This is a genomic window from Isoptericola sp. NPDC019482 (assembly GCF_040632295.1).
In the GTDB taxonomy this organism is placed as follows: Bacteria; Actinomycetota; Actinomycetes; order Actinomycetales; family Cellulomonadaceae; genus Isoptericola.
In genome coordinates, this window is the sequence record NZ_JBEYBQ010000001.1 from 63,379 (window position 1) to 83,324 (window position 19,946).

The following is a 19,946-nucleotide window of genomic DNA, read 5'->3' on the forward strand; positions in this document are numbered from 1 at the left end:
CCCCGCCGAGCAGGGACGATCGGGGCATGCCCGGCCCGCACGCCCCCGCCACGCAGCCTCCCGCCCCCCGACCCACGCAGCGACCCCACGTCGCGGCGCTGGTCGAGGACTGGTGGTGCTCCGTGGCGGGGGCGTTCCTGCGCCGTCGCGGCTGGGTGCCGCGCGTGCTCGCCTACACGGGGTACGGCACGCCGCACGACGTCCGGGTGCTGGCACGCGTGCTGCTGGTGCCGCCGTCGCGCGCGCGAGGCCCGCTGTCCTCGGTGCAGCACGCCGACCGGCGCCCGCTGCGGAGCTACCTCACGCTGCCGGCGCCGGGCGAGCCGATGCGCGTGGCCGTGGGTGACACCCTCGTCGACGTGGTCACCGACCGCGCCGGGTACGTGGACGTCGAGGTGCCCCTGCCCGACGACGCTCCCCTGCCGGCCGGCCGGCACGACGCGACCGTCACCGCCCTCCGCGCCGGGGCCGCCACCGCGCCGACCGTCGCCCCCGTCGTCGTGGTCGGCGACGACGCGGCGTTCGGCGTCGTGAGCGACATCGACGACACGGCGATGGTCACCGCCGTCCCGCGGCCGTTCGTCGCGGCGTGGAACACGTTCGTCACGCGGGCGAGCGCCCGCCGCCCCGTGCCCGGGATGCCCGAGCTGTACCGGCGCCTCGCCGCCGAGCACCCCGACGCGCCGTTCGTCTACCTCTCCAACGGCGCCTGGAACACCGCCGGCACGCTGGCCCGGTTCCTCGACCGGCACGGCTTCCCGCCCGGCCCGCTGCTGCTCACCGACTGGGGGCCCACGCAGACCGGCTGGTTCCGCAGCGGCCCGCGGCACAAGGGCGAGAGCCTGGACCGGCTCATGGTCACGTTCCCCCGCGTGCGATGGCTGCTGATCGGCGACGCCGGCCAGCTCGACGAGGACGTGTATGTGCGCGCGTCCGCGCGCTGGCCCGGGCGGGTCGTGGCCATCGCCATCCGACAGGTCGACGGCGCCCGTCCGCGCGCCTCCCGCGGCCGACCGGCGCCGGGTGCGCCGCTGGTGCACGGCGCCGACGGCACCCAGCTCGCCGACCGGCTCGACGACGTCCTGGGCCGCTGAGACCACCGGACGTCCGGCCCCTGTCGTCCTACGCGCTCGGCTCCCAGGTGCGGGACTGCAGCTCCGCGGCCAGGGCACGGACTCGTTCCCCCGCGGCACGCCACCCGACGACGGGCTCCGCGAGGACCACCGTGCGACCGCTGACCACCTCGACGATCCACGGCTTGCCGAACGCGACCCTCGCCAGGACGAACGCGGGCAGCAACAGCAGCAGCACCAGGATCTCGCCGAGCAACAGCAGCAGGAGCACGATGAGGGGCAGCAGCACCACGATCGCGATGCCGAGCAGGATGACGGCGACGACCGGCAGCTCCCCGTCGGCGTCAGGGAGGTCCCAGGGCGAGGCCGAGGTCGGGTCCACCTCGCGCAGGCGTGGCCGCCACGGCAGCAGCCGGCGGTGCACGCGGAACGTGGCGCCGCTCGGCGTCGTGATCTTCACGGCGCGAGAGTACTGCCCCGGCCCTGGGGGCTCGGGCCTCAGGGCCGAGCCAGCGGCACGAACCCCGACTCGTAGGCGCGGACGACGGCCTGGGTGCGGTCGCGTACCCGGAGCTTGGCGAGCACGTTGCCGACGTGCGTGCGCACCGTCTCCACGCCGAGGTACAGCTCGCGGGCGATCTCGGCGTTGGACATGCCCGCGGCGACCAGCCGCAGCACCTCCGCCTCGCGATCGGTGAGGCCGACGGAGCGCAGCCGGTCGCCCTGCGACGTGTCGGGGCCGTGCGCGGCGACCAGGCGCCGGACGGCGTCCGGGAACAGCAGCGAGTCCCCCCGCGCCACGACGCGCACCGCGTGCACCAGCTCCTCGGGGCGGGCCCGCTTCAGCAGGAAGCCCTGGGCGCCGGAGTGCAGAGCGTCGAGCACGTGGTCGTCGTTCTCGAACGTCGTCAGCACCAGCACGCGCGGCGCGGGGGCGTCGGGCCGCGCGGACGCGACGACGGCGCGAGTGGCCGCGATCCCGTCCACCTTCGGCATCCGCACGTCCATGAGCACGACGTCCGGCCGGGTCCGGGCCACGACCTGCGGCACCTCGGACCCGTCGCCCGCCTCCCCGACGACCTCCAGGTCCGGCTCCGCGTCGAGGATGACGCGCAGGCCCGCGCGCACCAGCGGCTCGTCGTCGACGAGGACGACACGGACGACGGCCTCGACGTTCTCGGGCGGGGTCACCCGCACGATCCTGCCGCACGTCCGGTCCGGCGTCGCCCGGGGAACCCGTTCACCCGAGCGGGAACCGTGCCCGCACGACCCACGCGCCGCTACGCGGGCCGGCGTCGAGCTCGCCCCGCAGCAGGCGGACGCGCTCGGCCATGCCGTGCAGCCCGCGGCCCCCGCGGTGCGCCGGTGTGGCGCGCGACGGCGCGGCGGGCAGCGGGTTCGTCACCGCGACGTCGAGGGCGCCGTCGTCGACGGACACCCGCACGGTCACGGGGCGACCGGGGGCGTGCCGGACGGCGTTGGTGAGCGCCTCCTGCACCACGCGGTAGGCCTCGTGCGACGTCGCGCGCGGGAGCGACCCGGCGGTGCCGGGGTCGAGGTCGAGCCGCACGGCCGTCCCGGCGCGCCGTGCGTCGTCGACGAGGGCGGGCAGGTCGTCCAGCGACCGGGCGGGGGCGCGCCGCGCAGACGCCGCCCCCGCGTCGTCGCCCGCACGCAGCAGCCCGAGCACGTGGTCGAGGTCGGCCATCGCGGACCGGCCGGCGTCCTCGATCGCCGCCAGCGACCGGCGGGCGGCCTCCGGGTCGGTCCCGACCTGGCGGGCGGCCGCCGCGGCCTGCAGGGTCGTCACCGTCAGGGCGTGGCCCACGGAGTCGTGCAGCTCGCGGGCGAGGCGGCCCCGCTCGGCGAGCCGGTCGGCGTGCGCCTCGAGCTCCGCGATCCGCGCCGTCTGGTCCGGGCCCAGCAGGGGCTCGGCCGACTGCCGCAGCACGCGCCGTGCGAGCGCCGTGCCGTACGGGAGCGCGAGCAGCGCCAGCACGGCGAGCGCCAGCCAGCCGGCGGTGTTGCGGGCGAGCGCCGACCCCATCTGCACGAGGAACGCCCGCTCGACGCCGAACGCCGACAGCACGAGCTGCGTCGCCAGCGGCACGGCGATCAGCAACCCCAGCGTGACCAGTGCGCCGAGCGCGAGGTGCAGCGCGAACCAGGCGGCGCCGCGCCAGCGCGTGGCGACCGTGGGCGCGCCGACCGGGTCGGGGAGGGTGCGCGCGTCGACGTCGAGGAACGTGCGCACGGCCGCGATCTCCAGGGCCCGCACGGGCGCCAGGAACGGCGGCGAGCCGACGATGACCGCGGTGACCAGCGCCAGCACGCCGACGGCGACCCGCGGCGTCGCCGGGTCCGCGAACATCTGCACGAACCCCGCGGCGAGCACGAAGTACGCCCCCGCCAGCACGCCGCCGATGACGAGGTACACCCCCGCGCGGACGGTCGACGCGCTGGTCAACGGCGACAGCGCCCAGCGCAGCGTGCGCCGCCTGCTCCCCGCCGTCGCCGTCATGCCCGCCAGTCTGCCCACCGGGCCGGCCGGGCGCCTCCCCCGCCAGGGGGGTCTCCTGCGACGTAGTACCTGATGATGCTTCCGTGGGAGTAACCATCAACGGGGACTACGTCACCACCGTCAGACGGGCTTGCGGGCGCTCACAATCATGTGGGTGCCGAGGAACCGGCGGCGCCAGGTGACGTCGTCGAACCCGAGGCGCCAGAGGATCGACGCGACCTGCTCGGGGGACATGAACCCGAGGGTGGTCTCCTCGAGGTAGGTGTACGACTTCTTGTCGCGCGCCACGAGCTGCCCCAGCAGCGGGATCACGACCTTCACGCCGAGCGCCACCGGGTACTTCAGCAGCCCGCGCGGGGGGCACGTCTCCAGCAGCGCGAGGCGGCCGCCCGGCTTGAGGACGCGCAGCTGCTCGGCGAGCACGCGCTCGGCGTCCTCGACGTTGCGCAGCAGGTAGCCGTGCGTGACGGCGTCGAACGACGCGTCGTCGTAGGGCAGGGCGTTCGCGTCGGCGAACTGCCAGGTCACGGCGTCGGCGCCGGTCTTGGCACGCGCGCCCTCCAGCATCCCCTCGGAGAAGTCGACGCCGTGGATCGTGGCGCCCGGGTACTGGCGCGCGGCCTCGAGGGCGATGACGCCGGTGCCGGTGGCGATGTCGAGCAGCGACCCGCCCGCGGGCAGCTGCGCCCGGCGTGCGACGTCGCGGCACCAGGCCGCGTGCCGCCCCAGCGTCATGAGGCGGTTCATCCGGTCGTAGTAGCCGGGGACCGTGTCGAAGAGGCGCTGCACCTCCTCGCCGTGCGGCGAGGGGGAGGTCACGCGGCGAGCTCCTGGCCGCTCATCTTGTGGATGGACGACATGACGTGGTCGGTCAGCTCACGACGCACCTGGGCCGGGCGACCACCGGCGGTGAGCTGGCGCGACGGGTCGATCGGGGCGCCGAAGTGCACCTGGATGCCGCGCGTCGGGCGCGGCAGCCGCTTGCCGACGGGCTGCACCTTGTCCGTGCCGCGCAGCGCCACCGGGACGACGGGCGCAGAGCCCGCGAGCGCCAGCCATGCCACGCCGGTGTGGCCCTGGTGCAGCTTGCCGTCGCGGGAGCGGGTGCCCTCCGGGTAGATGCCGAAGGCGCCGCCGCGCTTGAGCACGACGAGGGCGTCGTCGAGCGACCGCTGCCCGGCGCGCGGGTCCTCGCGGTCGACGGGGATGTGGCCCATCGTGGTGAAGAACCAGCGGGAGAGGCGGCCCTTGATGCCGCGGCCCGTCCAGTACTCCGCCTTCGCGATGAAGGTGACGTGCCGGGGCACGACGAGCGGGATGATGATCGAGTCGATGAACGACAGGTGGTTGCTCGCGAGGATCACCGGTCCACGCCGCGGGATGTTGTGCAGCCCGGTCACCTGGGGGCGCAGCAGCACGTACACCAGGAGCGACAGGACGAGGCGCAGGAACCGGTAGGTCACCGCACCATTGTGCCCCCTGCTCCGGCGGGGTTCGCCGAAGCAGCTCCCGCGGGCGTGCGATCAGGGCGTTCACGCCGCCGAGGCTGCGAGCAGCGACGCGGCGGCGCGGCGTGCCTCGCGCGCCACGTCGGCGTCGTGCGTGATGGCGGCGGTGGTCTGCGCGCCCTCGGCGAGGAGCACGACCTGCAGGGCGACGGCGTCGGGCAGGCCTGCCTCGCGCACGAGGGCCAGCACGTGCTCCCGGAAGGCCTCCTTGTGCCCGCGCACGGCCTCCGCGATGCGGGGCGACGTCGCGCCGAGCTCGCCGAACGAGTTGATGAACGCGCACCCCCGGAACCCGTCCTCCCGGAACCACGCGTCGAGGAAGTCGAAGACGCTGAGGATCCGGTCGCGCGGCGTGGCCGCACCGGCGGCCGCGCGCTCCACGCCCTCCGTCCACTGCCGCGTCCGGAGCGCGAGGACGGCGACCACCAGGTCCTCCTTCGACTGGAAGAGCCCGTAGATCCGCTTGAGCGACACGCCCGCCTCGGCGCGGACGGCGTCCATGCCCACGGCCTGCACGCCGCGCGCGTAGAACAGCCGGTCGGCGGCGGCGACCACGGACTCCCGCGCTGCCTGCTCGTCGAGCATCGTTCACCCTCTCGTCGCCGTCCCTCCCCTTGCGGGGAGAACCATCGTTCTCTACTGTAGCGAACAGCGGGAGAACGATCGTTCTCCCCTCCTTCGGAAGGAGCACGACCATGGGCCACATCACCGTCGGTCAGGAGAACAGCACGGCCGTGGAGCTCTACTACGAGGACCAGGGCTCGGGGCAGCCGGTCGTCCTCGTGCACGGGTACCCACTCGACGGGCACAGCTGGGAGCTGCAGACCCGCGAGCTCCTCGCCGCCGGGTACCGCGTGATCACCTACGACCGCCGCGGTTTCGGCGCGTCCAGCAAGGTCGGCTCGGGGTACGACTACGACACGTTCGCGAAGGACCTCGACACCGTCCTGACGACGCTCGACCTGCGGGACGTCATCCTCGTCGGTTTCTCGATGGGCACCGGCGAGCTTGCCCGGTACGTGCGCAACCACGGCCACGAGCGCGTCGCCAAGCTCGCCTTCCTCGCCTCGCTCGAGCCGTTCCTCGTGCAGCGCGACGACAACCCCGAGGGCGTGCCGCAGGCCGTCTTCGACGGCATCGTCGACGCGGCCCGCGGCGACCGCTATGCCTGGTTCACGCAGTTCTACAAGGACTTCTACAACCTCGACGAGAACCTGGGCACGCGGATCTCCGAGGAGGTCGTGCGGGCGAACTGGAGCACGGCCGTCGGCTCCGCGCCCGTCGCTGCCTACGCCGTCGTCCCCACGTGGATCGAGGACTTCCGGCCCGACGTCGAGGCGGTCCGCGCCGCGGGCCTGCCCACGCTGATCCTGCACGGCACGAAGGACAACATCCTGCCGATCGACGCCTCGGGCCGGCGCTTCCACGCCGCCGTGCCGGACGCCGAGTACGTCGAGGTCGAGGACGCTCCCCACGGCCTGCTGTGGACGCACGCGGACGAGGTCAACGCGGCGCTGCTCGCGTTCGTCGGGCGCTGAGCGCGCCCCCGTGGGCACTCAGCTCGCGGTGAGCAGGTAGTCGTCGGCGTCGTCGTCCCACGCGAGGGCGACGGCGCCGGCTGCCGCGGCGCCCTTCGCGAACTGCAGGAACCCGCGGTAGCCGAGCGCCTTCTCGGAGAAGTCGGGGCGGCGCTTGCGCACCTCGTTCTTCAGCCCGGACAGCGGCGCGCTGCCGCCGGCGTCGCGCACCACCTGGCGCAGCAGGTCGAACGCGCCCTCGGTGTCCTGCTGCGCGGGCAGCTCCACCTCGGGGTCGCCCGTCGACGGGCCGGGCGAGAGCACCACGAAGCCGCGGTCGGCGAGGAAGCGCAGGAACTCGCCGAACGTGCGGAAGCCGTAGTCCGACTCGCTGAACGTGGGGTCCTTGCGCACCATCGTGCGCTTGAGCATCGACGCCGTGACCGAGCCGCTGGTCGAGGCCTGGAGGTCGGCGAGGGTCTGCGCGACCTTGACCTCCATCGTCGCGTCCTCTCCGGCGGGCGCCGCGTCCTCCTGCTCGAGGTCCGTCTCGACCACGGACTCGACGGGCTCTGCCGCGGGCTCGACGGCGGGCTCGGCCGCGGGCGCCTTCTTGCGGCGGCGGGTCCCCGACGTCGCGCCGGACGTCGCGGGCGCGGGCTCCTCGGCGGGAGCGGCGGACTCCGTCGCCTCTGCGGGGGCCTCGACCGGGGCGGGGGCCTTGGCCCTCCCCCCGCGGCCACCGCCGGACCGGCCGGTGCCCTTGCCGCCGCGGCCGGACCGCTTGGGGGCGGGGGCCTCGGACTCGTCGGGCACGTCGACGCCCTCGAGGCGGTCGTAGAAGAGGAACTCGTCGCAGGCCGGCGGCAGCAGGCGGGACGTGGAGTTCTCCACGCCGACGCCGATGACCTTCTTGTCGAGCTCGCGCAGCTTGTGGACCAGCGGGGAGAAGTCGGAGTCGCCGGTGCACATCACGAACGTGGTGATGTACTCGCGCTCGAACGCCATCTCGATCGCGTCGACCACCATCTTGATGTCGGCGGCGTTCTTGCGGGACGCGCCCATGCGCTGCGTCATCTCGATGAGCTCGACCTGGTGGCGGGTGAGCATCCGCCGGTCCTCGTCGAAGTACGACCAGTCGGCGTACGCGCGGCGCACGACCACGCGCCCCCGCACGGCGAGCGCGTCCGCGATGGGCTTGAAGTCGAACTGCATGCCGCCCAGGTGGTCGCGGGCGCCGAGCGCCAGGTTCTCGTAGTCGAGGAAGACGGCGAGGCGCTCTTCGGTGTCCATGCACGTCAGGCTACGGCGTCGAGTGCTCCACCGCGGGCCCAGAGCCGGTTACCACGGCCGTCAGCACGCCGTCCAGGTTCCGGGCGTTCCGTCACCCTTTCTTCACCCCCTATCCTGTGTCGGGTCCCGACGACGCGACGCCTTGGAGGCTCACCTTGTCAGCAGATCCCGGAGCCACCACGGCGACGGACGAGATCGTTCCCGACCCCTCGCTCCCCCCGACGGCCGTCCCGGCCGAGGACCTCAAGCCCCGCTGGACGCCCGCGAAGATCGCACTCTGGGCCGCGATCGCGCTCCTCGGCGGCGTCGCGTGGGTCATGATCGCGCTGGTGCGCGGCGAGACCATCAACGCGATCTGGTTCGTCTTCGCCTCGGTGTGCACGTACCTCATCGGGTACCGCTTCTACTCGAAGGTCATCGAGCGGTACATCACGCGCCCCGACGACCGCCGCGCCACCCCCGCCGAGACGCAGGAGGACGGCAAGGACTTCGTCCCCACCGACCGCCGCGTGCTGTTCGGCCACCACTTCGCCGCCATCGCCGGCGCCGGCCCGCTGGTGGGCCCGGTCCTCGCCGCGCAGATGGGGTACCTGCCCGGCACCATCTGGATCATCGTCGGCGTGGTGCTCGCGGGCGCCGTGCAGGACTACACGGTGCTGTTCTTCTCCATGCGCCGCGGCGGGCGCACCATCGGCCAGATGGCGCGCGAGGAGCTCGGGCGGATCGGCGGCGTCGCCGCGATCGTCGCGTCCCTGCTCATCATGATCATCATCGTGGCGATCCTCGCCCTCGTGGTCGTCAACGCCCTCGGCGAGAGCCCCTGGGGCGTGTTCAGCGTCTCCATGACGATCCCGATCGCGCTGTTCATGGGCGTCTACCTGCGGTACCTGCGCCCGGGCAAGATCACCGAGGTCTCCCTCATCGGCTTCGTGCTGCTGCTCGCCGCGATCATCGGCGGCGGCATGGTCGCCGACACCGCGTGGGGCGCCGACGTGTTCACCCTCGACCGCACCACGATCGCCGTCGGCATCATCGTCTACGGCTTCGTGGCCGCCGTCCTGCCCGTGTGGTTGCTGCTCGCCCCGCGCGACTACCTGTCCACCTTCATGAAGGTGGGCGTCATCGTGGTGCTCGCCGGCGCCGTCGTCATCGTGCGGCCCGAGATCAACGTGCCCGCGATCAGCGAGTTCGCGAGCGGCGAGACCGGCCCGGTGGTCTCCGGCAGCCTGTGGCCCTTCCTGTTCGTGACGATCGCGTGCGGCGCCCTGTCCGGGTTCCACGCGCTCATCTCGTCGGGCACGACGCCGAAGCTCGTGGAGAAGGAGCGCCAGACGCGCTTCATCGGCTACGGCGGCATGCTCATGGAGTCGTTCGTCGCGATCATGGCGCTGGTCGCCGCGATCTCGATCGACCGCGGCGTGTACTTCGCGATGAACTCCTCGGCGGCCGCCACGGGCGGCACCATCGAGGGCGCGGTCGCGTTCGTGAACTCGCTCGGCCTCGCCGGCGTCAACCTCACGCCCGACACCCTCAGCACCCTGGCCGGCCAGGTGGGCGAGCCGTCGATCGTGTCCCGCACCGGCGGCGCGCCGACGCTCGCGCTCGGCCTCGCGACGATCATGCACCAGCTCGTCGGCGGCACCGCGATGATGGGCTTCTGGTACCACTTCGCGATCATGTTCGAGGCGCTGTTCATCCTCACCGCCGTCGACGCCGGCACCCGCGTGGCCCGCTTCATGCTGCAGGACACCATCGGCAACGTGGCACCGAGGTTCAAGGACGTGAGCTGGCGACCAGGGGTGTGGATCTGCACCGCGATCATGGTCGCGGGCTGGGGCACGATCCTCTACCTGGGCGTCACCGACCCGCTCGGCGGCATCAACACGTTCTTCCCGCTGTTCGGCATCGCGAACCAGCTGCTGGCCGCGATCGCGCTCGCCGTCGTGCTCGCGATCGTCGCCAAGCGCGGCCGCGCCTACTGGGCCTGGCTGTGGATCGTGGCCGTGCCGCTCGCCTTCACGGCGCTCATCACGATCTGGGCGTCGTTCGAGAAGATCTTCTCGGACGTGCCCCAGGTCGGGTACTGGGCGCAGCACCGGGCGTTCCAGGACGCGCTCGCCGCCGGGGAGACGTCGTTCGGCACCGCGCCCGACGTCGCCGCGATGGAGGCCGTGGTCCGCAACACCTTCGTGCAGGGCACCCTGTCGATCGTGTTCGTGGTGCTGTCGATCATCGTGATCGCGGCGTCGGTGGTCGTGACGATCAAGGCGTTCCGCGACGGCGGCGGCGAGAACCATGAGGACGCGCCCGTCGCGTCCCGGCGGTTCGCCCCGGCGAACCTCTTCGCGACGGCCGAGGAGAAGCGGATCGAGAAGGAGTGGGCCGACGCCGGCCTGCGGGAGACCAGCGGTGCCGGGCACCACTGACGCCCGCACCGTCGGCGCCACCGCGCGCGACGCCGCCCGGGCACTCGCCCGGGCGGCGTCGGCGGGGTGGTCGAACCTGCGCTGGTACGTGCGGCAGGTGATGGGCGAGGGCGCCTACGCGACGTACGTGGCGCACGAGCGGTCCGCCCACCCGGACCGGGAGCCGATGGGCGAGCGCGAGTTCTGGCGGGAGCACTACGCGGCCCAGGACCGCAACCCGGGCTCGCGCTGCTGCTGAACGGTGCTGAGCGGGCGGGCACGACGGCGCCCGCCGCGCCAGGATGGGCGCGTGCGCGCGATCGTCTACGAGTCCCACGGCGGGCCGGAGGTGCTGCACCTCGCCGCCGTCCCCGACCCTCAGGCCGGGCCCGGCCAGGTGCGCGTGCGCGTCGAGGCCGCCGCCGTCAACGGCTGGGACGTGAAGTCCGGCGCCGGGGCGACCGGCGCCCCGGCGCCGACGTCGGCCGTCGTGCCCGGTCTGGAGGTGGCGGGGGTCGTCGACCAGGTCGGCCCGCCCGGCGGGGACGGCGCGACCGGCGTCGCGCCCGGCGACCGCGTGGTCGGGTTCGCCGTCGGCGGCGGGTATGCCGAGCTCGCCCTCACCTCGGTCTTCGCGCGGGTGCCCGACGGGCTCGCCGCGGCCGACGCGGTGACGCTGCCCGTCGCGGCGGAGACCGCGACCCGCGTGCTGCGCCTCCTCGACGTCCGGTCCGGCGAGACGCTGCTCGTGCACGGGGCGTCCGGGTCGGTGGGCGAGCTGGCCGTCCAGCTCGCCGTGCGCCGCGGCGCCCGCGTGATCGGCACGGCGTCGCAGCGCAACCAGGACCGGGTCGCCGCACTCGGCGCGACGCCCACCACCTACGGCGCGGGGCTCGTGGAGCGGGTGCGCGCCCTCGCCCCCGACGGCGTGGACGCCGTCCTCGACGCCACCGGCGCGGGCGTGCTGCCCGACTCGATCGCCCTGCGCGGCGGCACCGACCGGATCGTCACCATCGCCGACGACGCCGCGGCGGACCTCGGGGTCCAGGCCAGCTGGCGGTCCGAGCGCGACGCCGGCGAGCTCGCCGAGGCCGTCGACGCCCTGGCCCGCGGCGAGCTGACGACCACCGTCGGCGCCGTGCTGCCGCTGGCCGACGCGCCGCGGGCGCACGAGCTCGTCGAGACCGGACGCGCGGGCGGCAAGGTCGTGCTGGTGCCCTGAGCAGGGCGTTCCCGCCCGATCCGCATCAGCGATCGTCTCACCAGGCGGTCTCATCCTCGCTCGTATCGCGGATGCTGCGTACGATCGCGTGACAAGCCATCCAGAGCGGCCGAGAGTCCTGGCTCGACGACGCCGCAGCAACCCGTTCTCCGACGGAAGCCTCCCGAGGACGAAGGTGCTCACGCCAGGATCGATGGAGTGACGCATGGTCGCAGAGGCATCCCTTTCGCCCACCCCGGTGCTGCCGGCACGCCCGACGGTCTCGTTCGAGCTCATGCCGCCGCGCCGGCCGGACGCCGCCCCCAAGTTCTGGGAGACGGCGCGCCGGCTCGTGGCCGCGCGCCCGGACTTCGTGTCCGTGACGTACGGCGCGGGCGGCGGTGACCGGGCGACCGCCCGCCAGGTCGTCGCGACCCTGCTCGAGGGCACACCCGTCCTGCCCGTGGCGCACCTGACCTGCGTGGGCGCGCACCGCGAGGACGTCTCCGCCGTCATCGACGACTTCCTCGACGCCGGCACCCGCGCGTTCCTGGCCCTGCGCGGCGACCCGCCGAAGGACCAGCCGGACTGGGCGCCGCCCGCCGACGGCGTCGCGTCGTCGATCGAGCTCGTGCACCTGCTGCGCGAGGTCGAGGCCCGGCGCTGCGCGACCGACCCCGGGGCCGCCCTGCGCGGCGCCGCCCGCCCGATGACGATCGCCGTCGCGACGTTCGTCGACGGCAACGTGCAGGCGGGCACCACCCGGGCCCAGGAGGTCCGGCGCCTCAAGGAGAAGCAGGAGGCGGGGGCGGGCTTCGCCATCACGCAGCTGTTCTACGAGGCCGACTCCTACACCGACTTCGTCGCCGAGGCCCGCGCGGCCGGGGTGACGATCCCGATCCTCGCCGGGCAGCTGCCCACGACCGAGCCGCGCCGGCTCCGTCGCGTCGAGGAGCTCACCGGCGTCCGCGCGCCCCGGCAGCTGCTGGACGCGCTCGACGCCGCGGGGGACCCGGAGGCCCAGCACGCCTACGGGACCGCGCGCGCCGTGGAGCTCGCCCAGCGCGTGCTCGACGCGGGCGCCCCCGGCATCCACGTGTACACGTTCAACAAGTACCGTCCCGCTCTGGACCTGCTCGAGGGTGTCCACCTCGGCGGACCGGCGCCCTCCGACGCCACGTCGGACGGCGCGGACCTGGCCAGAAGGCCGTGGGTACCGAGCATCCCGACCCAGGCTCCCGTCGTCTGACGGGCGCCCGAACTCTGGAGTGCTCATGTCCACCACACCGACCAGCCCCACCCCCGCCGCCTTCCCGGGCGGCACGATCCTCGGCTACCCGCGCATCGGGCGGCGCCGCGAGCTCAAGAAGGCCGTCGAGTCCTTCTGGGCCGGGCGCACCGACGCCGTCGACCTGGAGGTCGCGGCAGGCACGCTGCGCCGCGAGACGGCACGCCGCCTCGTCGACCTCGGCCTGAACCCCGACGACGGCTCCGTGCCCGGGTCGTTCTCCTATTACGACCAGGTGCTCGACGTCGTCGCGCTGCTGGGCGCCGTCCCCGCGCGGTTCCGCGACCTGCTCGACGACGAGGACGGCTCGCTCGAGCTCGACGGGTACTTCACCGTGGCCCGCGGCCGCGGCGAGGACGCCCCGCTCGAGATGACCAAGTGGTTCGACACCAACTACCACTACCTCGTGCCGGAGATCAGCGAGACGACGCCGGTCTCGTTCGCCGACCACCGCATCGTGCGCGAGTACGCCGAGGCCAAGGAGGCCGGCGTCACGACGCGCCCGGTGCTCGTGGGCCCCGTGACGTTCCTCGCCCTGTCGAAGGCGGCCGACGAGGCGGGCGAGGGCTTCCACCCGCTCGACCGGCTCGACGACGTCGTCGCCGCGTACGCCGACCTGCTGCGCGCGCTGGCCGCCGTCGGCGTGCCGTGGGTGCAGCTCGACGAGCCCGCGCTCGTCACCGACTCCCTCGACGTGCCCGCCGAGCGCCTGCACGCGGCGATCGCCTCGGCGTACCGCACCCTGGCGACCGGCCTCGCGAGGGAGACCGACGACGACACCGCCTCTGAGGACTCCGCGGGCGAGCGGCCGGCCATCCTCGTGACCGCGCCGTTCGGCGGCCTGCACGAGGACGCCCTCGCGCTCCTCGCCGCGACCGACGTCGACGCGATCGCGATCGACCTGGTCAAGGGTGCCGTGCCCGCCGGCAGTCTCGACGGCGCGGTCCCGGGCCTCGAGGGCAAGACGCTCGTCGCGGGCGTGATCGACGGGCACAACGTCTGGCGCGCCGACCTGGCCGCCAAGCTCGACGTCGTCGAGTCGCTGCGGGGCCTCGGCGCCGGGGCCCTCGCCGTCGGCACGTCGACGTCGCTGCTGCACGTGCCGCACGACGTCGAGGACGAGGTGTTCGACCAGCAGGCGGCGGGCACCACGCTCGACCCGCGCCTGCGCGACTGGCTCGCGTTCGCCGACCAGAAGGTGGGCGAGGTCGCGACCCTGGCCCGCGCCCTCGCGGACGGCCGTGGCGCCGTCGCGGACGCGCTCGCCGCGTCGTCCGCGGCCGTGGCCTCCCGCGCGACGGCGGCGGGCGTCGTCGTGCCCGCGGTGCGCGACCGGGCCGCGGCCCTCACCGACGCCGACTTCGCCCGCGGCCCGTACGCGGAGCGCGCGGCCGCGCAGGCCGCGCGCCTGAACCTGCCCCCGCTGCCCACGACGACGATCGGCTCGTTCCCGCAGACCCCGGAGATCCGCAAGGCCCGGGCCGCGTGGACGAAGGGCGAGCTCGCCGACGCCGACTACTCCACCGCGATGCGCGAGGAGATCGGGCGCGTCGTGGCGCTGCAGGAGGAGCTGGGCCTCGACGTGCTGGTGCACGGCGAGCCCGAGCGCAACGACATGGTGCAGTACTTCGCCGAGCAGCTCGACGGCTTCGCGGTGACGGCGAACGGCTGGGTGCAGTCGTACGGGTCGCGCTGCGTGCGCCCGCCGATCCTCTGGGGCGACGTGCAGCGCCCGGCGCCGATCACGGTCGAGTGGTCCGCGTACACGGCGTCGCTCACCGACAAGCCGGTCAAGGGCATGCTCACCGGCCCGGTGACGATCCTCGCGTGGTCGTTCGTCCGCGACGACCAGCCGCTCGGCGACACCGCCAACCAGGTGGGCCTGGCCCTGCGCGACGAGATCGCGGACCTGGAGGCCGCGGGCATCGGCATCGTGCAGGTGGACGAGCCCGCGCTGCGCGAGCTGCTGCCGCTGCGCCGCGCCGACCAGCCCGCCTACCTCGACTGGTCGGTCGGGTCGTTCCGGCTCGCGACGTCGGGGGTGGACGCCGCCACGCAGATCCACACCCACCTGTGCTACTCGGAGTTCGGCGAGGTCATCGGCGCGATCGACGGCCTCGACGCCGACGTGACGTCGGTCGAGGCGGCCCGCTCCCGCATGGAGATCGTGCCGGAGCTCGCCGACGCCGGGTACTCCCGCGGCATCGGGCCGGGCGTCTACGACATCCACTCCCCGCGTGTGCCGTCGTCCGACGAGGTCACCGAGCTGCTGACGCTCGCCGTCAAGGCGATCGACCCGGCGCTCGTGTGGGTCAACCCGGACTGCGGGCTCAAGACCCGCCGGTACGCGGAGGTCGAGCCGGCCCTGGCGCATCTGGTCGCCGCCGCGCGCGAGGTCCGCGCGGCCCTCTGACCACTGCCGAGCATGCAGTTGCGCACCTTCTGAGCGTTCAGAAGGTGCGCAACTGCATGTTCGGCGACGGGGTGACGCAATAGACGTCGACCCGGGCGACGGTCCCGTGCCACCATGGAAGGGCCGGTCGTGCCCTCGGGGCGCGAGCGGACCACCATCTTTCACGAGCGAGGAGCGAGCGATGCCGGGCGTCGCAGGGAGCGGGGTGGGCCACCAGGCCTGCTCGGGCAGTCCCGCCTGCCCCGGCACCGTCCCCCGCTGATCGTTCACGCTTCTCAGGCTGATCGGTCCGGCGGACCGGGCGGTGCGGGGCTTCGTCGCGCCCACCCCCGCTCATCCGAAAGCCGATCCTCATGAACCCCCTGACCGAGAAGCAGCTCCGCGACAGCCTCGTCAACGCGACGCGCAGCGAGCGCCAGCGCATGATCGTCCCCGACCTCGACGAGGTCGACTGGGACCGCCTCGACTACCTGGGCTGGCGCGACCGCAAGCAGCCCCTGGCCGCGTACGTCGTCATGACCCTCGACGACGAGCCGGACGCCGAGCCCGTCGGCGTCCTCCTGCGCGCCACCGAGCGCACCGGCCCGCGCCGCGCCGCCATGTGCGCGTGGTGCGAGGACGTCGTCGAGACCCGTGACGTGCAGCTCTTCGTCGCCAAGCGCGGCGGCGCCGCCGGCCGCAAGGGCGACACCATCGGCACGCTCGTCTGCGGCGACTTCCGCTGCTCCCGCAACGTGCGCCGTCGTCCCACCCTTGCCGAGGCGGGGCGCGACGACCCCGGCGTCCGCGAGGCGATCGTCGAGCGCCGCGTCGCTGCGCTGCGCGAGCACACCCGCAAGTTCCTCGACGAGGTGCGCCGCACCGCCTGACGCATCCGACCCCTGCCGAACAGGCGGTTGACACCGTTATCGCGGGCGAACACCCCCGATAACGGTGTCAACCGCCTGTTCGGCGGCTCCGGGCCTACCGGTAGAAGCCGTCCCTCAGGTTGATGCCGTGCTCGACCCACGCCTTGAGCGCGGCGAGCATGCCGGTCCAGCCCTCGCAGTTGCCGAACGCGTTCTTCGCGCCGCCCGGGCTGAGGGCCCAGGACGACTCGGTGATGGTGACGAGCGTGCGGGTGTCGTCGTCGAGCGGCTCCAGCTCGAACGTCGTGGTGGTGGAGCCGGACCCGTCGGCGGTGTCCGCACCCTCCCACCGGATGACGATGCGGCGCGGCGCGTCCGCCTCGACGACGGTGACGGGGAAGCGGCCGGGGAAGTCCGCGAAGTCCCAGGACACGTCGGCCCCGGGCTCCAGGCGCCCGCGGGCGCCGCCGGTCGTGAAGTACTGGGACAGCTGTGCGGGGTCCGCGATGGCCTCGTAGACGTCACGGCACGGGCGCGAGACGCGGCCCGAGACCGTGAAGGTGAGCTCGGAGAGTGCCTGCTTCTCGTTCATGTTGTATTTTTATCACATGAACTCTCCGGCGCCCAGGGATGACGGCGACCCCGCCGACGACGACGCCGTCTTCAAGGCCCTCGCCGCGCCGGTGCGGCGGCGCATGCTCGACGCGCTCAAGGAGTCCACCCGCACCACCGGCGAGCTGTGCGCGCTGTTCCCCGAGCTCGACCGCACCACCGTGCTGCAGCACCTGCGCGTGCTCGAGCGTGCGGAGCTCGTCACCGGCCGCAAAGTGGGCCGCGAGCGCCACCTCGCGCTCGCGCCGCTGCCCATCAAGCGCCTCCACGACCGGTGGATCGGCGACTACGCGCGCGCCGCCGTCGATCTGCTCGGCCGGCTCGACGACGACGCCTGACGCCCCCGACACGACGAAGACCCCCGCGACGCCGTCGTCGCGGAGGTCCGTCAGGGAGGTGCGGGGTCAGCCGCGCTCGTGCGCGCCGATCATCGGGAGGCCGAAGGCCAGCCCGACGAGCAGGATGCCGCCGACGACCATGTACGGGTCCAGGGTCGGGTTGCCGCCCGAGGCGCCGGAGCCGAACAGCACCAGGCCGGCGGCGAAGAGCACGAACGCGCCGAGGAAACGGCCGAGGACGGCACCGGTGGGCTCGGACTTGACGCGCGGGTTGACCTGGAAGTCGCTCATGCTCCGAGGATAGGCCGACGACGGCGGGCACGGCGAACGGCCCCGGCGGCTCCCGTGCCTGTGCGACGCCACGTGCCTATCGTCCGGACATGGGGTACGCGACGAAGCACCTGACCACCGACACGTGGGACGACTTCGCGGCGCTCGTCGAGGCCCACCACGGCGTGTGGGGCGGGTGCTGGTGCATGGGTTTCCACCCGGAGGGCATCGGCCGGGACAGCACGCCCGAGGGCAACCGCGCCGCCAAGCTGGCGCACACCCGCGCGGGGACGGTGCGGCAGGTGCTGGTCTACGACGGCGCGGACTGCGTGGGCTGGTGCCAGTACGGCACGCCGGCCGAGCTGCCGAACATCAACAACCGCAAGGCCTACGAGCGCGAGGCCGGGGAGCCGCCCACCTGGCGCATCGGCTGCATATTCACCGCGGGGAAGCACCGGGGGCACGGGGTCGCCCGGGCCGCCGTCGGCGCGGCCCTGGACGCCATCGCTCAGGCCGGCGGCGGGGTGGTGGAGGCGTACCCGGAGCAGACCGCCGACCGGCCGCCGCAGCGCGGCGCCTACCTCCACACGGGCCCGGAGGCGCTCTACGAGCAGCTCGGCTTCGTCCGCGACCGGCGGATCGCCAAGTGGCGCTGGGTGATGCGGGCCGACGTGCCCGCCGTCTGACGATCCACAGGAGCGTCCGGGCGGGCTGTCCTTCAGGCGCACACCGCCGTCCCGGACACGCAGACCGTCCGTCGCCGGCGTGTCACCCGTGGTGTGGTGGTCAACCGACATCGAGACCCGGTCCCGGAGCAGACCGCGTCCAGGTCCTGCGTGACGCGCATGCACAGGAGGTGCCCGTGGACCCCCGTCGCACGCCGGCCGACACGCCCGAGACTCCGTCGTCCCCCGCACCAGCGCGGGAGAGGTCCGCCCTGGAGCACACTCTCGGCATCCCGAACACGCCGCTCACCGGCTCGTATGGTTGCCTGCTCCCGGAAGAGACCTGGTGGTGGTCGGAGGGGACGTTCCTCGTCCACGGCTTCGAGCCGGGCGAGGTGGTGCCGTCCACCGCTCTCGTCCTGGCGCACCAGCATCCCGACGACCGCGAGCGAGTGCAGCGGCTGCTCGCCGCGGCCCGGCGCACCGGTGCCCCCTTCGCCAGCGTGCACCGCATCATGGACGCACTCGGCCGGGAGCGCACCGTCGTGCTCACCGGTCACGTCCAGCCCACCGAGCACGATCCCTTCACGACCGTGCTGGAGGGCTTCGTCACGGACGTGACGGACGAGATCCGGGAGCGCGCGTCCCGCACGGCCTCCCAGCAGGTGGCCGAGTCGGAGCAGAGCCGGTCCGCGATCGAGCAGGCCAAGGGGGCGCTGATGGTGCTCTACGGCGTCACGTCCGACGACGCCTTCGCGATGCTGCGCACCGCCTCCAACGACCACAACGTCAAGGTGCGGGACCTCGCGACAGCGGTACTGGCCGCCGCGAACACGCACGGGACGGCCGGGCGACATTTCGTCGAGCGTCTGCTGCGCTCCGCCCCTCTCGCGACCGGACGGTCCACGAGCGCGCGCTGAGAACCGGCGCTCACCGGTGCAGGGTCGTCGACGGCAGCTCGTCGTGCTCCCGCCGGTAGGCGGCGGCGAAGTGGCCGAGGTGCAGGAATCCCCACCGGTGCGCCACCGCCGCCACGGTGACGACACCCGGGTCGGCGTCGAGGAGCTCGCGTCGCGCACCGTCCAGCCGGGCCCGGCGCAGCACCTCTCCCGGAGTCGCGCCCAGGGAGCGACGGAACGCCGCCTGCAGGCCGCGGGTGGAGACATGCACCGCGGCGGCGACGTCGTCGACCGTGATCGCCTCGTGCGCGTGCTCGTCGATGAACGCCGACGCCCGCCGCACGACCGCCGGCAGCACGCTCCGAGTGGCCGGCCCCCGGTGATCGAGGGCCACGTTCGGGAACGTGTGCAGGAGCGACAGAACGACGTGGTGCTCCAGCGAACGCTGCAGGACCGGCGACGACATCGCCTCGGCGTCGACGGTCAGCGACCGCGCGGCATAGCGCGCCGTCGCCTCCCACGCGCGCGCCTCCGCCGGACCCAGCGGCGAACCCGCCTGGAAGAGGCGGCTCGGCTGCTCGCGCCCCGTGAGGCGCGACGCCACCGCGCGCACGTACCCCCGGTCGACGGTGAAGCCGCTCGTCCTGGCCGTCTCCCAGGTCGCCGTGGCCTGGTCCCGCGCGTCGAGCAGCACCGGGCCCGGCCCGAAGGTCTGTCCGGCGTGCTCCAGCGCGATCTCGCCCCGCAGCTCGAGGATGACGAGCGGCTCCGGCTCGTCCAGGGCGGAGCGGCCGGGCATGGGCAGCGTGTGGTCCGTCCAGGCCAGGTGACCGACCGCGGCGGAGCGGATGGAGAACTCGAAGGCCTGCTTCGGCGCTCGCAGGTGCACGCGCGGGAAGATCCTCTCGAGCGCCTGCTCGGCCTCCTGGGCGTCGGAGGTGCGCAGCTCGAAGCCCGCGACCGATGTCGTCATCCGCCAACAGTCGCGAGTACGACACCGGTGCGCAAGGGGTCGGCTGAGCGCCCCGTCCCGCCGTCTCGCGGCGTTCGGCGGGCGTCCGACGGCGTTCTCCGCCACTGTGGGAGGAGCCGCAC

At 73.8% G+C, this 19,946-nt stretch carries 21 protein-coding genes and 1 riboswitch; of the genes, 11 read left to right on the plus strand and 10 right to left on the minus strand.

What is annotated here, in order from left to right; translation table 11 throughout:
* The first annotated feature begins 26 nt into the window (after nucleotides 1–26).
* A complete protein-coding gene (locus tag ABZ493_RS00275) occupies nucleotides 27–1,094 on the plus strand; it encodes a phosphatase domain-containing protein (RefSeq protein ID WP_430580181.1) in 1,068 nt (355 codons plus the stop codon).
* A gap of 28 nt (nucleotides 1,095–1,122) precedes the next feature.
* Here ABZ493_RS00275 and ABZ493_RS00280 read toward each other — a convergent pair whose 3' ends face one another.
* The 6 genes from ABZ493_RS00280 to ABZ493_RS00305 all read right to left on the minus strand — a co-directional run bounded on the left by ABZ493_RS00280 (nucleotide 1,123) and on the right by ABZ493_RS00305 (nucleotide 5,687).
* A complete protein-coding gene (locus ABZ493_RS00280; protein WP_430580182.1) occupies nucleotides 1,123–1,533 on the minus strand; it encodes a hypothetical protein in 411 nt (136 codons plus the stop codon).
* Nucleotides 1,534–1,571: 38 nt separating this feature from the next.
* Entirely contained in the window at nucleotides 1,572–2,264 is a 693-nt protein-coding gene (locus ABZ493_RS00285) for a response regulator transcription factor (protein WP_430580183.1), read from the minus strand.
* Between the two features lie 49 nt (nucleotides 2,265–2,313).
* The gene (locus ABZ493_RS00290; RefSeq protein WP_430580184.1) at nucleotides 2,314–3,594 is read right to left on the minus strand and encodes a histidine kinase; all 1,281 of its coding nucleotides are present in this window, start codon (nucleotides 3,592–3,594) and stop codon (nucleotides 2,314–2,316) included.
* Nucleotides 3,595–3,714: 120 nt separating this feature from the next.
* Nucleotides 3,715–4,413, minus strand: coding sequence for a ubiquinone/menaquinone biosynthesis methyltransferase (locus ABZ493_RS00295; protein WP_430580185.1), 699 nt, complete (start codon nucleotides 4,411–4,413; stop codon nucleotides 3,715–3,717).
* Nucleotides 4,410–5,057 (minus strand): lysophospholipid acyltransferase family protein, encoded by a 648-nt coding sequence (locus tag ABZ493_RS00300; protein WP_430580186.1) that lies wholly within the window; start codon nucleotides 5,055–5,057, stop codon nucleotides 4,410–4,412. Before ABZ493_RS00300 ends, ABZ493_RS00295 begins: the two co-directional genes overlap by 4 nt.
* Nucleotides 5,058–5,126: 69 nt before the next feature.
* Nucleotides 5,127–5,687, minus strand: a complete 561-nt coding sequence (locus ABZ493_RS00305; protein WP_430580187.1) for a TetR/AcrR family transcriptional regulator — start codon at nucleotides 5,685–5,687, stop codon at nucleotides 5,127–5,129.
* A 110-nt stretch (nucleotides 5,688–5,797) separates the two neighbouring features.
* Between ABZ493_RS00305 and ABZ493_RS00310 the strand changes: the two genes are divergently transcribed.
* Nucleotides 5,798–6,640 (plus strand): alpha/beta hydrolase, encoded by an 843-nt coding sequence (locus ABZ493_RS00310; RefSeq protein ID WP_430580188.1) that lies wholly within the window; start codon nucleotides 5,798–5,800, stop codon nucleotides 6,638–6,640.
* Nucleotides 6,641–6,658: 18 nt separating this feature from the next.
* Here the strand turns inward: ABZ493_RS00310 and ABZ493_RS00315 are convergent, their stop codons facing one another.
* Complete coding sequence (locus ABZ493_RS00315; protein WP_430580189.1) at nucleotides 6,659–7,912, minus strand: NYN domain-containing protein; 1,254 nt, start codon at nucleotides 7,910–7,912, stop codon at nucleotides 6,659–6,661.
* 155 nt (nucleotides 7,913–8,067) lie between these two features.
* Here ABZ493_RS00315 and ABZ493_RS00320 point away from each other — a divergent pair, with 155 nt between their 5' ends.
* The 6 genes from ABZ493_RS00320 (at nucleotide 8,068) to ABZ493_RS00345 (ending at nucleotide 16,088) form a co-directional block, all read left to right on the plus strand.
* The gene (locus tag ABZ493_RS00320) at nucleotides 8,068–10,338 is read left to right on the plus strand and encodes a carbon starvation CstA family protein (protein ID WP_430580190.1); all 2,271 of its coding nucleotides are present in this window, start codon (nucleotides 8,068–8,070) and stop codon (nucleotides 10,336–10,338) included.
* Nucleotides 10,322–10,576, plus strand: coding sequence for a YbdD/YjiX family protein (locus ABZ493_RS00325; protein ID WP_430580191.1), 255 nt, complete (start codon nucleotides 10,322–10,324; stop codon nucleotides 10,574–10,576). The genes ABZ493_RS00320 and ABZ493_RS00325 overlap by 17 nt, the downstream gene beginning before the upstream one ends.
* Nucleotides 10,577–10,627: 51 nt before the next feature.
* Nucleotides 10,628–11,539 carry an NADP-dependent oxidoreductase gene (locus ABZ493_RS00330; RefSeq protein WP_430580192.1) on the plus strand — a complete coding sequence of 304 codons (912 nt, stop codon included), beginning with the start codon at nucleotides 10,628–10,630 and terminating at the stop codon, nucleotides 11,537–11,539.
* A gap of 93 nt (nucleotides 11,540–11,632) precedes the next feature.
* Nucleotides 11,633–11,739, plus strand: a riboswitch (SAM riboswitch).
* Nucleotides 11,740–11,744: 5 nt separating this feature from the next.
* Nucleotides 11,745–12,767 (plus strand): methylenetetrahydrofolate reductase, encoded by a 1,023-nt coding sequence (locus ABZ493_RS00335; RefSeq protein ID WP_430580193.1) that lies wholly within the window; start codon nucleotides 11,745–11,747, stop codon nucleotides 12,765–12,767.
* A 25-nt stretch (nucleotides 12,768–12,792) separates the two neighbouring features.
* Nucleotides 12,793–15,219, plus strand: coding sequence for a 5-methyltetrahydropteroyltriglutamate--homocysteine S-methyltransferase (metE, locus tag ABZ493_RS00340; protein ID WP_430580194.1), 2,427 nt, complete (start codon nucleotides 12,793–12,795; stop codon nucleotides 15,217–15,219).
* Nucleotides 15,220–15,572: 353 nt separating this feature from the next.
* On the plus strand, nucleotides 15,573–16,088 hold the full coding sequence (locus ABZ493_RS00345; protein WP_430580195.1) for an FBP domain-containing protein: 516 nt from the start codon (nucleotides 15,573–15,575) through the stop codon (nucleotides 16,086–16,088).
* Between the two features lie 94 nt (nucleotides 16,089–16,182).
* Here ABZ493_RS00345 and ABZ493_RS00350 read toward each other — a convergent pair whose 3' ends face one another.
* Nucleotides 16,183–16,659, minus strand: coding sequence for an SRPBCC domain-containing protein (locus ABZ493_RS00350; protein ID WP_430580196.1), 477 nt, complete (start codon nucleotides 16,657–16,659; stop codon nucleotides 16,183–16,185).
* Between the two features lie 16 nt (nucleotides 16,660–16,675).
* Between ABZ493_RS00350 and ABZ493_RS00355 the strand changes: the two genes are divergently transcribed.
* On the plus strand, nucleotides 16,676–17,017 hold the full coding sequence (locus ABZ493_RS00355; protein WP_430580197.1) for a metalloregulator ArsR/SmtB family transcription factor: 342 nt from the start codon (nucleotides 16,676–16,678) through the stop codon (nucleotides 17,015–17,017).
* 66 nt (nucleotides 17,018–17,083) lie between these two features.
* On the opposite strand, the gene ABZ493_RS00360 is transcribed toward ABZ493_RS00355, so the two are convergent.
* Nucleotides 17,084–17,308: a hypothetical protein gene (locus ABZ493_RS00360; protein WP_429731262.1), complete on the minus strand. Its 225-nt coding sequence runs from the start codon at nucleotides 17,306–17,308 to the stop codon at nucleotides 17,084–17,086.
* A gap of 89 nt (nucleotides 17,309–17,397) precedes the next feature.
* On the opposite strand from ABZ493_RS00360, the gene ABZ493_RS00365 reads away from it, so the two are divergent.
* Together ABZ493_RS00365 and ABZ493_RS00370 are read left to right on the plus strand one after the other, a co-directional pair.
* Nucleotides 17,398–17,973, plus strand: a complete 576-nt coding sequence (locus ABZ493_RS00365) for a GNAT family N-acetyltransferase (RefSeq protein ID WP_430580198.1) — start codon at nucleotides 17,398–17,400, stop codon at nucleotides 17,971–17,973.
* A gap of 176 nt (nucleotides 17,974–18,149) precedes the next feature.
* Nucleotides 18,150–18,872 carry a PAS and ANTAR domain-containing protein gene (locus ABZ493_RS00370; protein ID WP_430580199.1) on the plus strand — a complete coding sequence of 241 codons (723 nt, stop codon included), beginning with the start codon at nucleotides 18,150–18,152 and terminating at the stop codon, nucleotides 18,870–18,872.
* A gap of 10 nt (nucleotides 18,873–18,882) precedes the next feature.
* Here ABZ493_RS00370 and ABZ493_RS00375 read toward each other — a convergent pair whose 3' ends face one another.
* Complete coding sequence (locus ABZ493_RS00375) at nucleotides 18,883–19,824, minus strand: helix-turn-helix transcriptional regulator (protein WP_430580200.1); 942 nt, start codon at nucleotides 19,822–19,824, stop codon at nucleotides 18,883–18,885.
* Nucleotides 19,825–19,946 lie beyond the last annotated feature (122 nt).

Coding starts and splice junctions, on each gene's coding strand:
- ABZ493_RS00350 (WP_430580196.1), bottom strand. CDS start 16,659: ATGAACGAGAAGCAGGCACTCTCCGAGCTCACCTTCACGGTCTCGGGC.
- ABZ493_RS00360 (WP_429731262.1), bottom strand. CDS start 17,308: ATGAGCGACTTCCAGGTCAACCCGCGCGTCAAGTCCGAGCCCACCGGT.
- ABZ493_RS00315 (WP_430580189.1), bottom strand. CDS start 7,912: ATGGACACCGAAGAGCGCCTCGCCGTCTTCCTCGACTACGAGAACCTG.
- ABZ493_RS00310 (WP_430580188.1), top strand. CDS start 5,798: ATGGGCCACATCACCGTCGGTCAGGAGAACAGCACGGCCGTGGAGCTC.
- ABZ493_RS00335 (WP_430580193.1), top strand. CDS start 11,745: ATGGTCGCAGAGGCATCCCTTTCGCCCACCCCGGTGCTGCCGGCACGC.
- ABZ493_RS00275 (WP_430580181.1), top strand. CDS start 27: ATGCCCGGCCCGCACGCCCCCGCCACGCAGCCTCCCGCCCCCCGACCC.
- ABZ493_RS00365 (WP_430580198.1), top strand. CDS start 17,398: ATGGGGTACGCGACGAAGCACCTGACCACCGACACGTGGGACGACTTC.
- metE (WP_430580194.1), top strand. CDS start 12,793: ATGTCCACCACACCGACCAGCCCCACCCCCGCCGCCTTCCCGGGCGGC.
- ABZ493_RS00345 (WP_430580195.1), top strand. CDS start 15,573: ATGAACCCCCTGACCGAGAAGCAGCTCCGCGACAGCCTCGTCAACGCG.
- ABZ493_RS00290 (WP_430580184.1), bottom strand. CDS start 3,594: ATGACGGCGACGGCGGGGAGCAGGCGGCGCACGCTGCGCTGGGCGCTG.
- ABZ493_RS00305 (WP_430580187.1), bottom strand. CDS start 5,687: ATGCTCGACGAGCAGGCAGCGCGGGAGTCCGTGGTCGCCGCCGCCGAC.
- ABZ493_RS00375 (WP_430580200.1), bottom strand. CDS start 19,824: ATGACGACATCGGTCGCGGGCTTCGAGCTGCGCACCTCCGACGCCCAG.
- ABZ493_RS00355 (WP_430580197.1), top strand. CDS start 16,676: ATGAACTCTCCGGCGCCCAGGGATGACGGCGACCCCGCCGACGACGAC.